The 15,661-nt window shown below is 39.7% G+C and carries 15 protein-coding genes; 6 read left to right on the top strand and 9 right to left on the bottom strand.

What is annotated here, in order from left to right:
* The first annotated feature begins 73 nt into the window (after positions 1-73).
* Genes ACNKXS_RS02695 through ACNKXS_RS02675 form a run of 5 tightly spaced genes read left to right on the top strand, consistent with a single transcriptional unit; the run spans position 74 to position 6,554 of the window.
* Positions 74-1,360 (top strand): NAD(P)/FAD-dependent oxidoreductase, encoded by a 1,287-nt coding sequence (locus ACNKXS_RS02695; RefSeq protein ID WP_417919515.1) that lies wholly within the window; start codon positions 74-76, stop codon positions 1,358-1,360.
* Positions 1,360-2,955: a 4Fe-4S binding protein gene (locus tag ACNKXS_RS02690; protein ID WP_417919514.1), complete on the top strand. Its 1,596-nt coding sequence runs from the start codon at positions 1,360-1,362 to the stop codon at positions 2,953-2,955. The genes ACNKXS_RS02695 and ACNKXS_RS02690 overlap by 1 nt, the downstream gene beginning before the upstream one ends.
* Positions 2,956-3,010: 55 nt before the next feature.
* The gene (locus ACNKXS_RS02685; protein WP_417919513.1) at positions 3,011-3,703 is read left to right on the top strand and encodes a glycosyltransferase family 2 protein; all 693 of its coding nucleotides are present in this window, start codon (positions 3,011-3,013) and stop codon (positions 3,701-3,703) included.
* Positions 3,700-5,175: a cellulose synthase family protein gene (locus tag ACNKXS_RS02680; protein ID WP_417919512.1), complete on the top strand. Its 1,476-nt coding sequence runs from the start codon at positions 3,700-3,702 to the stop codon at positions 5,173-5,175. Before ACNKXS_RS02685 ends, ACNKXS_RS02680 begins: the two co-directional genes overlap by 4 nt.
* Positions 5,176-5,204: 29 nt before the next feature.
* Entirely contained in the window at positions 5,205-6,554 is a 1,350-nt protein-coding gene (locus ACNKXS_RS02675; RefSeq protein ID WP_417919511.1) for an MptA/MptB family glycosyltransferase, read from the top strand.
* On the opposite strand, the gene ACNKXS_RS02670 is transcribed toward ACNKXS_RS02675, so the two are convergent.
* From ACNKXS_RS02670 to ACNKXS_RS02630, 9 genes are all read right to left on the bottom strand, one after another.
* Positions 6,538-7,176, bottom strand: coding sequence for a lipid-A-disaccharide synthase N-terminal domain-containing protein (locus tag ACNKXS_RS02670; protein ID WP_141878967.1), 639 nt, complete (start codon positions 7,174-7,176; stop codon positions 6,538-6,540). The genes ACNKXS_RS02675 and ACNKXS_RS02670 overlap by 17 nt on opposite strands.
* On the bottom strand, positions 7,177-7,782 hold the full coding sequence (locus ACNKXS_RS02665; protein ID WP_417919510.1) for a hypothetical protein: 606 nt from the start codon (positions 7,780-7,782) through the stop codon (positions 7,177-7,179).
* A 54-nt stretch (positions 7,783-7,836) separates the two neighbouring features.
* On the bottom strand, positions 7,837-8,808 hold the full coding sequence (locus ACNKXS_RS02660) for a deoxyhypusine synthase family protein (protein ID WP_298527310.1): 972 nt from the start codon (positions 8,806-8,808) through the stop codon (positions 7,837-7,839).
* Entirely contained in the window at positions 8,801-9,676 is an 876-nt protein-coding gene (gene speB / locus ACNKXS_RS02655) for an agmatinase (protein ID WP_295178289.1), read from the bottom strand. The genes ACNKXS_RS02660 and speB overlap by 8 nt, the downstream gene beginning before the upstream one ends.
* Before the next feature lie 52 nt (positions 9,677-9,728).
* Positions 9,729-11,132, bottom strand: coding sequence for an arginine decarboxylase (locus tag ACNKXS_RS02650; protein WP_298246020.1), 1,404 nt, complete (start codon positions 11,130-11,132; stop codon positions 9,729-9,731).
* A gap of 276 nt (positions 11,133-11,408) precedes the next feature.
* Positions 11,409-12,248 (bottom strand): pseudouridine synthase, encoded by an 840-nt coding sequence (locus tag ACNKXS_RS02645; RefSeq protein WP_417919509.1) that lies wholly within the window; start codon positions 12,246-12,248, stop codon positions 11,409-11,411.
* 81 nt (positions 12,249-12,329) lie between these two features.
* Positions 12,330-13,235 carry a geranylgeranylglycerol-phosphate geranylgeranyltransferase gene (locus ACNKXS_RS02640; protein WP_417919508.1) on the bottom strand — a complete coding sequence of 302 codons (906 nt, stop codon included), beginning with the start codon at positions 13,233-13,235 and terminating at the stop codon, positions 12,330-12,332.
* 10 nt (positions 13,236-13,245) lie between these two features.
* Positions 13,246-14,184, bottom strand: a complete 939-nt coding sequence (locus ACNKXS_RS02635) for a mevalonate kinase family protein (RefSeq protein WP_417919507.1) — start codon at positions 14,182-14,184, stop codon at positions 13,246-13,248.
* 48 nt (positions 14,185-14,232) lie between these two features.
* Positions 14,233-15,315: a diphosphomevalonate decarboxylase gene (locus ACNKXS_RS02630; RefSeq protein ID WP_417919506.1), complete on the bottom strand. Its 1,083-nt coding sequence runs from the start codon at positions 15,313-15,315 to the stop codon at positions 14,233-14,235.
* 95 nt (positions 15,316-15,410) lie between these two features.
* Between ACNKXS_RS02630 and ACNKXS_RS02625 the strand changes: the two genes are divergently transcribed.
* Positions 15,411-15,661, top strand: a 251-nt coding sequence (locus ACNKXS_RS02625) for a TspO/MBR family protein (protein ID WP_417919505.1), incomplete at its 3' end; no start/stop codon positions are given.

The raw sequence follows: 15,661 nt of genomic DNA, 5'->3' as shown, positions 1-15,661 counted from the left end.
AAATTGGGTTTGTGGTTATTTTCAGTTTACTTTACTAAGTGCCTTTCCGGCCTGTAGCAAATTATAAAAATAAATGGAGCATATCGTTATCATTGGAAATGGAATTGCAGGTATCACTGCTGCCCGGCATATTAGAAAAGCTTCAGACTGCAAGATCACCGTAATTTCCGGAGAATCTGACTATTTTTTCTCACGTACAGCTTTGATGTATGTCTATATGGGACATATGAAATGGGACCATCTAAAACCTTATGAAGACTGGTTCTGGGAGAAGAATCGAATAGAACTTAAGAATGCCTGGGTTGATCACATAGATTTTCAACACAAAGAACTTAGTTTTTCTTCCGAAGAAACATTGCACTACGACAAACTTATTCTGGCTACCGGTTCCTTGCCAAACCGCTTTGGCTGGCCAGGAGAAAATCTCAATGGTGTTCAGGGAATGGTCACCAAACAAGATCTGGAAAAACTCGAAGCAAGAACCTCCAGTATCAAACAGGCGGTTGTCATTGGTGGCGGACTCATTGGCGTGGAACTGGCAGAAATGCTGCATACGCGAAAGATTCCAGTGACTTTACTGGTGAGAGAAAAAGGCTTTTGGAGTAGCGTATTGCCACCACAGGATGCAAAGATGATATCTGAGCATATCCTTGCGCATGGAATAGACCTTCGTCACGAAACAGAACTTGAGGAGATTCTTGGAGATGAACAGGGTAACGTTCGTGGTATTAGAACCAAATCTGGAGAAGAGATCACTTGCGAATTTGTTGGTCTCTGCGCGGGTGTAAAACCTAATATTAACTTTCTTGAGAATCTGGAGATCGAAACCGAAAAAGGCATTCTCGTGAACGAATTCCTTGAAACCAGTATTACAGATGTTTATGCCATTGGAGACTGTGCCCAGCAGAGAAAAGCCATAGGATTACGAAAACCTGTGGAAGCAGTTTGGTATACCGGTAGAATCATGGGCGAAACTGTAGCCAGAACGATAACTGGAAACCGAACTCCCTACCAACCAGGAAATTGGTTTAACTCGGCTAAATTCTTCGATATCGAATACCAAACCTACGGCTGGGTGTTTAATGAGCCTGGTCCAAATGAGCAGCATTTTCACTGGCAGCACGAAAGTGGTGAAAAAGCAATTACGATTGCCTTCGATACTGAAACACAAATGTTCAAAGGCATCAATACCTTCGGAATAAGAATGCGGCAGGAGGTATTTGATAAATGGCTGAATGAAGGAAAGACGATAAGCCACGTTTTATCAAACCTCCAAGCAGCCAATTTTGATCCCGAATTTTATGAACATCACGAGGCCGAGATCTTTAAAAGTTTTAAAAACAATTTACAAAGCACCTAATGAGTAGAATTGAACAAAATATGTCTGTAACCGGTGAAGCTGCAGCATCTCTCAATACGGGACAGAAATTATCGACTTTGCTGGGGATGTCTGGACTCATCATTCTTTGTCTCGCTGCTTTTAATTTAAATTTCCCCAATAAGGTTCTCTGGTTAAGTATCGCTTTAGGATCGATCACTGCAGGAATTGTGTGGTTCGCTCAGGCTACCTATTCGGGAATGCATGCAGGCATTAAAAATGATGGAGTATGGTTAAAGAGTATGACCAGCCGCGGTTACGTAGCTTATCTTACCGGTGTTGGATTGACCGGATTCTATATATTACTCTATTTCTATCCCCAATATCTTGGTTTAAGGGCAGAAGGGGATAACGTTGGATTGATCGCTCTTTTCGATCCTCTGAGTTATTTGTTAAGCGGCAATCCGGCGAGCCAGTGGTTCGTGTATGGAACTCTGTATACCATCGCTATTCTGGCCTTTGGAGTGAAATTTCTTTGGAAGTACCGGCATAACCGCTATGAGAAATTAAGAACTTTTAGTGTGATGTTCTTTCAGCTGGCATTCGCATTTCTCATTCCTGAATTTATGTCCAGGCTTAACGACGATGGGATGAACCTGCCTTATTATGATCTTAAGAATATCTGGCCTCTTAATTACTATAATTTTGAACAATACCGGGTAGATGGTTTTCTTTCATCAGGTAATATAGGCCTGGCTTTGCTAATTTTTGGTGTGGTTTCAATATTTGTGATCACCCCAATTCTTACTTATAAATACGGAAAAAGATGGTACTGCAGCTGGGTTTGTGGTTGTGGAGGTCTCGCTGAAACTGCAGGTGATCCTTACCGTCAACTTTCAGACAAGAGTCTTTTTGCCTGGAAGGTTGAGCGATGGGTGGTGCATAGCGTGCTTGTTTTCGTTGTTTTGATGACTACCGCTGTCATCTACAGTTACCTTGGCTATGATTCTTCAAAATACTGGCTTACACGCGATGTCTTCCTGATTGGTGTTGGGACATTTCTCACCTTGCTGTTTGCAGCAATCTGGTATTTTAAAAGAGAAGAATTACAGAAGGACGCACGATACGGTGCAATTGGATACCTCGTGATCATCCTGGGATTGATTGCTTTTCACTATTTCAGCGGACAGAATTTATTCTTATTTAATGCAGAAAGCCTTCGCCAGTCTTATGGTTTCCTGATAGGGTCGATATTTAGCGGAGTCATTGGAACCGGTTTTTATCCAATTTTTGGGAATCGCGTATGGTGTAGATTTGGTTGCCCAATGGCGGCAATTTTAGGAATGCAACAACGTCTATTCTCAAAATTCAGAATTACGACCAATGGCGGCCAGTGTATTTCCTGCGGAAACTGTTCTACCTATTGCGAAATGGGGATCGATGTACGGGCATACGCACAAAAAGGTGAGAACATCGTTCGATCCAGTTGTGTTGGCTGCGGAATCTGCTCAGCGGTTTGTCCCAGAGGTGTACTCAAACTGGAGAATGGATCTACCAGTAACCGGATCACGGCAGAAGATGGAGTTGTGGGAGATAATGTAGATCTTTTGGATCTTCTGAAGCAGAAAAGCTTATAAATTGTAAGGAGTTCGCTTATTTTCGCACTTCTTAAGCTGAACTGAATAACTACGCATGCATTCTTCCATTAAAGTGATCATTCCAGCCTTTAACGAAGCCGATTCAATAGGTTTAGTGATCAAGGACATTCCTGATATCGTGGAAGAAGTGATCGTGGTTAGCAACAATTCTACAGATGCTACTGAAGCAAATGCCGCCGCCGCAGGTGCTACTGTGCTGTGGGAGAATAGAAAAGGCTATGGCTATGCCTGCTTAAGAGGAATGCAATACATCTCTGAACAGTCGGCTAAACCAGATATTATTGTATTTCTGGATGGAGATTATTCAGATTATCCTTCAGAATTGGTCAGGATCATTCAGCCGATCATGGATGATAACAAAGATTTCGTTGTAGGAGCGAGGGTAAAAGAATGGCGGGAAACTGGTTCGATGACCTTTCCGCAGATCTTTGGAAACTGGCTGGCTACAAGTTTGATGAAATTGTTCTTCAATTCTACATTTACAGATCTTGGACCTTTTCGAGCGATCAAATATGAGAAATTACTTCAGTTGGAGATGCAGGATAAAACCTATGGCTGGACGGTTGAAATGCAATTAAAAGCACTTCGGAAAAATTTAGATTATTCCGAGATCCCAGTGCATTATCGAAATCGGATCGGGGTTTCAAAAGTTTCAGGAACACTTAAAGGTGCTATCTTTGCAGGTGTGAAAATATTAGGATGGATCTTCAAATACAGTTTTAAATGATAGACCTGCTGGTGATCATACTATACACGTTTGCGTTGCTGGTTATTTTCATCTACAGCCTCTCGCAGCTACACCTTTTGCTAAATTACTTCAAAGCTATAAAGTCTAGTGACACTTCAGAAAAATTCAACTTCGAAGCGAATGATGACTACCCCATTGTTACCATACAATTGCCGCTCTATAACGAAGAATACGTAGTTGAACGGTTGCTGAAAAATATTGCCAGAATAGAATATCCAAGGGAAAAACTCGAAATCCAGGTCCTGGATGATTCTACAGATGATTCTGTAAACATTACTTCTAAACTTATTAAAAGTCTTAGCCAGCAAGGATTGGATATACAGCATATCTGCAGGCAAACACGCACTGGATATAAAGCCGGAGCTCTGAAAGAAGGTTTGAAAATCGCTCGTGGAGAGTATATCGCGGTATTTGATTCAGATTTCGTACCTGGCAGAAATTGGCTAAAACAAACATTGCCCTATTTTAAAAATCCCAGGATTGGTGTGGTTCAAACCCGTTGGGGGCATCTAAATCGTGATTATTCGCTACTAACCAGGATACAGGCTTTTGCGCTTGATTTTCATTTTATACTGGAACAAACTGGGAGAAATTTTGGGCGCAATTTTATTAATTTTAACGGGACGGCGGGAATCTGGCGAAAGGAGTGTATTCTCGATGCCGGGAACTGGAGTGGCGATACACTTACAGAAGATCTTGATCTCAGTTATAGGGCCCAGATGAAAAAATGGGAATTCAAATACCTTGAAAATGTAGAAACTCCAGCCGAATTACCCGTGGTGATTAGTGCAGCAAGGAGTCAGCAGTTTCGATGGAACAAAGGTGCTGCCGAAAATTTCAGGAAGAACTATGGAAAATTATTAAGAGATAAATCGGCATCATTCAGTACCAAGTTTCATGGGTTCTTTCATCTTTTGAACTCCAGTATGTTTTTGATCGTTTTGTTTCTTGCGGTGCTCAGTTTGCCGGTACTTTACATCAAGAATCACAATCCGGCTTTCGACTGGTATTTTAATCTGGTCGCAGTATTTGCTCTAAGTACGCTTATCTTTTTTCTTTGTTACTATGTTGCCTGGTCAAGAATACATGGAAAAGGACTCAGATCCTTTCTTAAGTTTGTAGGGATGTTTCTCACCTTTTTTTCAATAGCGATGGGGTTTTCAGTTCATAATTCACTCGCTGTTCTGGAAGGTCATCTCGGGAAACGCTCAGAATTTATAAGAACTCCAAAATTCAATATTGGAGAAAGTGGTGGCAAATGGAAGGGTAATAAATATCTATCGGGCAAGTTCTCAAGAAATATCATTATTGAAGGCGTACTGTTTCTTTATTTTGGCTTTGCAATTTTTAGCGCATTCCGACTTCAGGAATTCGGACTCATTATTTTCCACCTTATGCTTTTCGCCGGATTTGGTTTCGTTTTCATTCAAAGTTTAAAGTCTGAAGTTTAATTAACTTAGTCGGAAATCCTCATATAGGAATGGATCTAAAACTACTCAGGCTTTACAAATTCCCAATTCTCATAGCGCTCTCCTGTGTGGCTTTTTACTGGAGTTTTGCATATGGATTAGTCCGTGAAGATTTTGGTCGTCTGGTGATGCTTTATACGGCTTTATGCTTCCTGAGTTACAAGCTTTATAAGTTACTGCGTCACAATTTTAAATTCCTGGTCATACTTGCGATTATTTTTAGATTGATCTTCCTGTTCGCACTTCCGGAACTTTCGCAAGATTACTTTAGATTTATTTGGGATGGCCAGCTTATTAAAGCAGGGATTAATCCTTATCAATTTATTCCTGCGGAAATTGCCAATGAGCTTGATTTTCCAAATACCGAAGTTTTATTACAGGGAATGGGAAGCCTTAGCGCAGGGCATTATTCAAACTATCCACCGGTTAATCAGTTGCTATTTGCAGTTTCCTCGTTTCTAGCAAATTCCAGCCAATTGCTGAATGTGATGTTTCTAAGAACGCTAAACATTCTGGCCGATCTCGGAATTCTATTTTTTGGTGCTCGTTTGCTTTCAAATCTCGGATTGTCCAGGGATAGGATCTTTCTCTATATTCTCAATCCTTTCATCATCATTGAAATGACGGGAAATCTGCATTTTGAATCGGTCATGGTGTTTTTCCTGGTCTGGTCACTCTATTTATTACATAATAATCGCTGGATAGCTTCTGCTATAGTGCTTGGTTTGTCCATTTCTGTCAAACTATTACCAATGCTTTTCCTGCCACTATTTTTTGGATATTTTCTGAAGAGTCCGAAGCTGTCTTTCGTAAGATTGCTTGGATTTTACAGCCTGGTAATCCTTACGCTGGTGATCTCTTTTGTACCATTTTATTCCGAAGAGGTAATGGCGAATTTCATGGTAAGTGTTGGATTATGGTTTGGCAAGTTTGAATTCAATGCCTCACTATATTACCTGGTAAGGTGGATAGGTTTCCAGGTAAAAGGATATAACATCATTGAGACTGCTGGCAAGATCTTACCTCTAATTACATTTGTTGCGATCATATTACTCACTTTTCTACGGAAGAATGGGGCGATGCAGAGCTTGCAAAGAAGTATGCTATTTGGTATTGTTGTTTATCTACTTCTGTCCACAACTGTGCATCCATGGTATCTGGCAATTCCACTCTTTCTAAGTGTGTTTACAAGATTTAGATTTATGCTCATCTGGTCCCTGCTGGTCATCCTGAGTTATTCGGCTTATTCCAATGCTCAATATGATGAAAATCTATGGCTGGTAGCCTTAGAATATATTATAGTAATTGGATATTTCCTGTATGAACTATTCCTTCAGAAAAGTTCTAAGCCTGTGGATTAGGTTTATTAGATTTCTTCAGAAGATAGATATCACGCATATAGATGAGTGCACCAAAGAAATGTGCAGCCATAAGTACCGGGTCTTCTCGAAATATTCCGTAGGTAAAAAGCAAGCTGGAGCCTATTAAACTAAGGACCCAGAAACCCAGCGGTAATGAAGATTCCTGATTTACTTCAGAATAATACCATTGGTAAAAAAATCTTGAGGTATATACAATTTGAGCTACCAGACCTAAAGCAATGATCCAACCCGCAATATTTTCAGACCTCAATACATCATCCCAGGTTTGTGTTCCAAAAAAAGTGATGTAGGCCGCAATAGCAAATGGGAAAATTATGACCAGTCCTTTAAAGAAGATATTTCGGTTTTTCCATTCGTTCATTAAAGAAAGATTTCGCCAGTATACTCCGTAGATGAGGAACTGCCCTAACATGATTGCAAAATCATCCCGTAAATATCCATAGGTAAATAATAAAATAGAGGCCAGTAAGCTCAGTTTCCAGAACAATACCGGCGTTTCAACTTCCTTGGATTTTTCAGAAAGAAACCATTGACTTATTAATCTAGCACTAAATAATAGCTGTGCTAAAAAACCTATTGCAAATATTGGCCAGTTCTCCATCTAGTTCTTCATTCTTTTGAGGATCTTCTTTAAACTATTCTTCATCATAGATTGAGCACTTACAGAGAATGCAAAATCCTTACTATCATCAGGAACTTTCAACTCAGACCGTACGTGGCTGTAATAAACACTAACTTTTTCATTTAAATTAATGATCTCCAGCGACACCTTGGTCACATTGGCCTCACCAGGATCGATATTCCCTATCTGTAGAGATCCAAGATCGTCTGCAGGCTTTTCAGCTTTAATATTGATAAAATAGTCATAGCCTTTTGCTCTTGAAGATAATTGTTCAAGATCTTCAGTGGAGTTATTGAAACCAGGCTTTGAGTTGATCAAAGTCACCGGCGTGTCCTGTATGCTCACTAGTTTCCCATCGGGGATACGATCTTCTAATTTGTCAAAAACCATCTCTCGCAATTCAAGCCGGACGCTTTCCGGGGCATCAATGATATTTAGTAAATAGGTGCCTTCAGGAAAACTGTAAGTTTTTTGCGACACATTGGAGAACACATAACTTGGTGTATTACAGGATTGTATTGAGATGGCGACGAGGAAAATAAAAACCAGTTTCTTCATGGAATATAAAACAGAAAAGCTGCTCAATATTAGGCAATTTCGCCTGTTGAACAGCTTCAATGTAAGGTAATTATTTGTTAATTACATATCCAGGAGATAGGCAAATATAAGCGGTGCAACGATGGTCGCATCACTTTCAATAATATGTTTAGGAGTGTTGATGTCAAGTTTCCCCCAGGTGATCTTTTCATTTGGAACAGCTCCTGAGTAGGAACCATAACTGGTTGTAGAATCTGAAATCTGACAGAAATAGCTCCAGAAAGGAGTTTCTGTACGCTCCATATCCTGGTAAAGCATTGGAACTACACAAATTGGGAAATCGCCGGCAATACCACCACCAATCTGGAAGAATCCAATTCCATCTTTGGAATTTTCAGTATACCAGTCGGCAAGGAAGGTCATATATTCAATTCCAGATTTCATAGTGCTGGCCTTCAGTTCACCTTTAAGCACGTATGAAGCGAAGATATTTCCCAAAGTAGAATCTTCCCATCCAGGAACCACCATGGGCAGGTTCTTTTCCGCAGCAGCATACATCCAGGAATCTTTTAAGTCGATCTCGTAATGCTCCTCCATAACTCCGCTTAACAATAATTTGTGCAGAAATTCATGCGGGAAATAGCGCTCTCCTTTTTCTTCAGCATCCTTCCAGATCTTGAAAATATGATCCTGAATTCTACGAAAAGCCTCTTCCTCAGGAATACAGGTATCTGTAACCCGGTTTAGACCTTTCTCCAATAGATCCCACTCATCCTGAGCGGTAAGGTCACGATAATTTGGAACTCGTTTGTAATGTGAATGTGCTACAAGATTCATAACGTCCTCTTCCAGGTTTGCCCCGGTACAGGAAACGATATGCACCTTGTCCTGGCGAATCATCTCGGCAAAGATCTTTCCTATCTCTGCAGTACTCATTGCCCCGGCAAGGGAAACAAGCATTTTTGAACCGCCTTGCAGCTGTTTTTCGTAATCTTTTGCAGCATCTACTAATGCCGCCGCATTAAAATGCAGGTAATATTTTTCTATAAATTGGGAAATATGTCCTTTACTCATCTTCGTCTTCTTCTGTGAAATTTTGGTATTTAAATTTGTAGCTCAGCATTTTGTAATAAAGTTTTGCAGCCAGGAAGTCTGAAGATTTCTCTTTCTTATCCGGGCAAAGTTCTACGATATCAAAGCCAACTACATTCTTTTTCTTGAACATCATTTTCAAAAATTCCAGGGTTTCATACCAGAATAATCCGCCTGGCTCCGGAGTACCGGTTGAAGGCATGATACTTGGGTCAAAAGCGTCAAGATCTATGGTGATAAACACGTTTGGAGTCATTTGTCCAATCGCATCTTCCTGCCAGTCTTCATAAAGATCATGTGCGAAATATACCTGGTTCTCGTCCATATGATCTTTTTCTGAAATGTCCATAGAGCGTATTCCTACCTGAATAAGGTTGGTAGTTTTACTGGCTTCATGAAGCGCACAGGCATGGTTGCAGGTTGAACCTTCGTACTCAGGTCTAAGATCTGCATGAGCATCCAGTTGTACAACCGTAAGGTCTGAGAAAGATTCATTAAAAGCTTTGATGCTACCAATAGAAACTGAATGTTCACCTCCGAATAGGGTTACAAATTTCTCCTGTTTAATATAGTTTTTGGTGGTTTTGTAAACCGCTTCGACCATTTTTTCCGGAGAAGAATCCTCGGTCACTGGTGGTGCCAGGTAGATTCCCTTTTTGTAAACCTCAGTATTTGTCTCGATATCATACAGCTCCATATTTTCTGAAGCGTCTAAAAATGCATCCGGACCTTTATCGGCTCCTTTTTGCCAGGTACTGGTTCCGTCATACGGCACAGGAATCAATACCACTTTTGCTTCGTCTATGCGAGCATATTTATCGGGTATCCCGGCGTAATTCTTTTTGCTCATGGCTAATTGAATTGTTTAGTTAGTTGTTTATTAGTTGGTTAAAGGTATCGTTTTAATTATTTCTATCATAGCCAAGAATACTTAGCATGTCTTCAGAGTTCTGTTGTTCGCTGAAAAGTTTCGTTGTGATCTTGTCATCTTCATCCCGGTCGATTAAAATATGTTTTGGCTGCGGAATAAGACAATGCTGTAATCCGCCAAAACCTCCAATCGTATCCTGATATGCCCCGGTATTGAAGAACCCAATATATAAAGGTTTCTCTTTTTTAAACTTCGGAAGATAGATCGCGTTGGTATGTTGTTCAGAATTATAATAATCGTCACTGTCGCAGGTTAGTCCTCCCAGCAAAACTCTTTCATACTCATCATTCCACCTATTTACTGCCAGCATGACGAATTTCTTGCTGATCGCCCAGGTATCTGGTAATGTAGTGATGAACGAAGAGTTTATCATGTTCCATTTTTCACGATCATTCTGCTGTTTCTGATATAAAACCTCGTAGATCGCACCACCACTTTCACCAACAGTAAAACTTCCAAACTCAGTAAAGATATTTGGAACATCTACGCCAGCTTCTTCACAGGTTAGTTTGATCTGGTTAATGATCTCATCTACCATGTAAGCATAATCATAATCAAAAGCCAGTGAGTTCTTGATAGGAAATCCACCACCAATGTTCAAGCTATCCAGGCTAGGGCATAGTTTCTTTAAATTGGTGTATACTTTCAAACATTTATTCAATTCGTTCCAGTAGTAGGCCGTATCGCGAATCCCGGTGTTAATGAAGAAATGCAGCATTTTAAGGTCAACCTGATCGTTATCCTTCAGTTGTTTATGAAAAAAAGGAACGATGTTCTGGTATCCAATTCCCAATCTTGAGGTATAAAATTCGAATTTTGGCTCTTCTTCAGAAGCGATTCTTATCCCTACCTGGAATTTCCCGTCCACTTTTTCTGAAAGTAAATCCAGTTCTTCGTAATTATCGATCACAGGAATACACTTTTTGTGTCCGCTATTGATCAGTCTACTTATGTTTTCAACGTATTGATCCCTTTTGAAGCCATTACAAATTACCCAATGATCATTGGAGATCTTTCCTGCAGCTTTAAGCTTTTCAACAATGTTAATATCAAAAGCTGAAGAAGTTTCAATGTGTATGTCATTTCTTAAAGCTTCCTTGAGAACATGTTCAAAATGGGAGCTTTTAGTGCAATAACAGTAATTATAGGAACCTTTATAATCATGTTTTTCCAGAGCGGCCTGAAACCAGCCTTTTGCCCTGTTGATATTCTGTGATATTTTAGGCAAATATGTAAACTTAAGGGGAGCGCCATACTGCTCCACAAGTTTCATAAGGTCAATATCATGAAATTTTAATTGTGTTCCTTCCAGTGAAAATTCTTCCTGTGGAAAGTAATAAGTCTGGTCTATGAGATCGCTGTACTTTGTATTCAATTTGCGTAAATGTTTTAGGGCTAAAAATTAGATAATAATTGATAGGGTCAAAAAGATCGACTAATAAATTAATGTTAAGATAAGAGATAGGCTCGCTCCATTGCGCAACGATAGTGATCTGATCGTCATGGAGTTGCAATGCTGAAGGCTTTTCAGCTAATAAAAAGATATTTCTATTCAATTACCTATAGATCGACAGGAAGCCAGGGAAATTGATCCGACTTTTGACGTGGTAAATGTATTTAAAAAATTAAAATAGAAAAGCTAAAAAATGAATTAGTGCATTCCAAGATTGATAACCTCCTGTTCAGTAAGGTTTCTGGTGCGCCCGCGAGACAGATCTTTCTTGGTTAGACCTCCAAAAACAACGCGATCCAGGCTTTCTACATCGTACCCCATGCTTTTAAAGATCCTGGTTACAATATGTTCCTTAATGCTGTAAAGTTCGATCCCAACTTCAGTATGAGGTTTGTCGTCAATAAAGCTAATGCTGGTCACAATCACTTTAGAACCTTCAAGGAAAACACCTTTTTCGATAGATTCAAGATCTTCCCTGGAAAGAGCCTTACTAAGCGTCACGTGGTAGATCTGGCGTATTCCGTTCTTAGGTTTGGCCAGTTTTTTAGCAAGAGTTCCATCATTGGTGAATAGCAAGAGACCCTTGGCCTGATTGTCTAATTTACCTACCGGACTAACTCTGGCATCGGTCACTTTTGAAACAAGCTCCATCACAGTTTTACCACCTTTTTCAGGGTTTCCAGTTACATAAAATCCAGCTGGTTTATTCAGAAGTATATATTGTGGTTTCTCCGGGTTGATTCTGCGACCATCAAAACGAACATCGTCTTCAAGTTTTACTCTATAACCCATTTCTGTAACAGACTTCCCGTTCACAGTAACATTTCCTGCAGCAATATACATATCTGCATCTCTACGGGAACAAATTCCAGAGTTTGCGATATATTTATTAAGACGAATACCTTCGGTATTGGAAAGCGGACTCTTCTCCATTTTCGGTTTTACCGGAGCATTCCCACGTGCGTGAGATTTTTTCCTGGTACCACCACCTTGTCTACCACTATTCTTACCACCTGTAGATCTATCGTTTCTGCTCATTGCCAAAATTTTTGCAAAGATACGTTATCCCGCATGAGGATGCTAAGTATTTGAGAAAACTTTTAAGATGAGGGTATTACCTTAAAATACCCGGTTGAGCACTTCCTGTAGATCAATAAGCAGAATACTGAATACGCCTACAACAATGATCAATTTCAAAATATTGTGTAATAGGAGATATTGCCACTTGGCTTTACTGAAGTATAAGAGTAGAAGAAAAACACCGAGCAGTAGCAGTGAGGTGTAAAAATAATAATTCATGTAACCTGTCTGAAATTGAGTGATCAACAGGTAAATAGGTATGATGGCAAGCACAGCACATACAGCAAGACAGAATTTGCTCCATCGCTCCCCGAATACAAGTGGTATGGTTCTGTAATTCTGGGCGAGGTCACCCTGCATGTTTTCAAGATCTTTTACAAGTTCCCGCATAAGGATCATCAAATAGAGAAATACGGCATGAATAAATATGACCGTTTCAAAATTTCTATAATAAACGAAGATCACAAAGAATGGAGTGATGGCAAGAATGGAAGCGACTAAATTCCCTAGAAACAGGATCTTTTTCAGGCGATGTGAGTAGAACCAGATCACGAAAATATATATACTGAAAAATACCACCGCTTTGAATGATACATAACTGGCAAAAAAGATTGCAGCAAAATTCAGAATAAAATAAACTGATAATTTTGTACGCTGACTAACCACCCGGTCGAGCATCGTTTTTTTGGGACGATTAATAAGATCTTTTTCGCTATCGTAGAAGTTGTTGATAATATATCCTGAAGCGATCACAGTAGAGGAAGCCAGGATCAAAAAAAACAGGTTAGCATCAAAAAATACATCCCGTAATGGTTTATCTGGGGCAAGTATAAATGCTGAAGTTAAATACTGCGCAAGGACGACCACCAATATATTATATCCCCTAACTACAGAAAATAGACTGAGTATTTTCAGCAGCAGGCGCTTTTTCGCGATCCCTGGCATAAAATTGAGTTTAGAAGTTGTAAACTACTTCCAGGTTATATCCTTTAAGCGATTTTCTTGCTTTTTCGATATCTTCAGTAAAACCAAGGATGTAACCTCCACCACCAGACCCACAAAGTTTTAGGTAGTAATCGTTGGTTTCGATCCCTTTTTGCCACAGTTTATGGAACTGCGCAGGAATCATAGGTTTGAAGTTATCCAGGACGGTATGAGAGAGCTTCTTAACGTTCTTGAAAAGCGATTTTACATCTCCTTTCAAAAAGTCATCCACACAGGCATCTGTTTGAGTAACGAACTGGTCCTTTAGCATTTTTCTAAAAGGCTCCTGCTTCATATTCTCCATGAAAATACTCACCATTGGTGCAGTATCTCCAGTAATTCCACTGTCAAGTAAGAATACAGCTCCGGTTCCATTTTCGGTTTGAGAAGGAATTCCTGCAGGTTCAATATTTTCTTTGGAATTGATAAGAATAGGAATGCTCAAATATGAATTTAGCGGATCCAGTCCTGAAGACTTTCCGTGGAAAAATGATTCCATTTCTCCAAAGATCTTTTTCAGCTTTAATAATTTGTCCCGGGTAAGATTCTCCAGAACGGTGATCTTATCATGGGCATATTTATCATAAATAGCGGCAACTAATGCGCCACTACTACCAACACCATAGCCTTGAGGAATACTAGAATCAAAATACATTCCGTTGGAAATATCAGCCTTAAGAGCTTCAATATCAAACTTTACAAGTTTGGGATTGTTTTCCTGAAGTGCTTCAAGGTAAGCAGCAAACTTACGCAGGTTGGTATTTGATTTTTTCGCCTGTTCAGTGTCATTATCAGACAATTTCAGGGCACCATTATAGAAGTTATATGGAATCGATAAACCTTTGGAATCTTTAATGATCCCATATTCTCCGAAGAGAAGAATTTTTGAGTAAAATAAAGGTCCTTTCATAAGCATTCAGGTTCAATAGGCAGAAATGTGGCCGTAAACTTGTTAAAATTACAATTTTTTTGCTCCATTCCCAACCTGGTCGCAAATATAGTGTCCATTCTCACAATACGCAACTAACTCATTCTTAATGAACTCTAAAACTTTAGAAGCGTGATCTTCAGGATATAGCAAATGAACGTTGGCGCCAGCATCCAGGGTGAAACAAGCGGGGATACCGGTATCTTCTCTAAACTTCCAGATCTTGTTGATAATTTCCAGCGTGTTCGGTTTCATAAGAATAAAATACGGATGACTGCTCATCATCATGGCGTGAAGGGTAAGAGCCTCGCTTTCCACGATTTTTATGAATTCTGAATAATCGCCAGATTTCAATGCGGGAATCAGCTTGCTTAGATTTTCGTGAGCTTGTTTGAAGCGCTCTTCAGCAAAGGGATGTCCATGCATTAGATCATGACCCACCGTACTGCTCACCTGTTTTTCACCTTTGTCTACAAGTAAAATCGTGTCCTGGAAATTCTGAAAGTTTTTATGTAATTCATCTTCATATCTAATGGCAAAAAGATCTGATGAACTCTCAAATTCATTATGTTTTCCCCAGATCATAAGATCCCCCTGGATACTTCTGGATGCACTCCCGGAACCAAGTCTTGCCAGGAAAGATGCTTTTCTCTGGAAGTGTTCTTTACTCATTTCAGGATCTAGCTGGCTTTCAAGATCCATAATGCAAAGAGCAAGCGCGCTCATCCCGGAAGCAGAAGAGGCGATCCCGCTACTGTGAGGAAAGCTGTTTTCACTTCTTATAACAAAATTATAATCATTTAAATATGGGCAGTATTCCTGAATGCGCTCAAAAAACTTCTCAATCTTAGGTTTGAAATCTTGTTTAGGTTTATCCTCAAAATAGAAATCGAACTCAAAACTGTCAGATTTATCCTCTTTTTTTTGAAATTCCAGGCTAGTAGTAGACCTGCAATGATTTAGCGTAAAACTAATGGAAGGATTTGCAGGGATTTGATGTTCCTTTTTACCCCAGTATTTGACCAGTGCTATATTACTTGGGGCTTGCCAGCTCACCTTGCCAGACTTTATTTCCTTTGAATACATAGAGGGAACAAATTCCTGATGCGTCATTCTGAAAAATTTTTGTCAAAGATAACTTTATGTAAAGATCTGGAGATGTTTCCTTTTAAATAAATTGCTATTTTAGTGAGAGTAACCAACCAGATATGACTACAAATCTTCTCATAAGAAGCACTTTTGCGGTAGGCATTTGTCTTGTCTTCGGTCTACTTGGTGCGGTCGCTATTCAAACTGGAATGGCAGATTGGTATACAGGCCTGCAAAAGCCCTGGTTCTACGTTAAAGACGATATTTTAAGCTCGATCTGGCTTTTTATGTATGTGTTGCTTGGAGTCGCTGCTGGAATCGTTTGGAGTAAAGGTTTCTATCACAAATGGGTGAAAACAGCACTTTACCA

The sequence above is a fragment of the Christiangramia marina genome, from assembly GCF_048285865.1.
GTDB lineage: Bacteria > Bacteroidota > Bacteroidia > Flavobacteriales > Flavobacteriaceae > Christiangramia > Christiangramia marina.
This window is presented reverse-complemented; position numbering and strand designations above follow the sequence as displayed.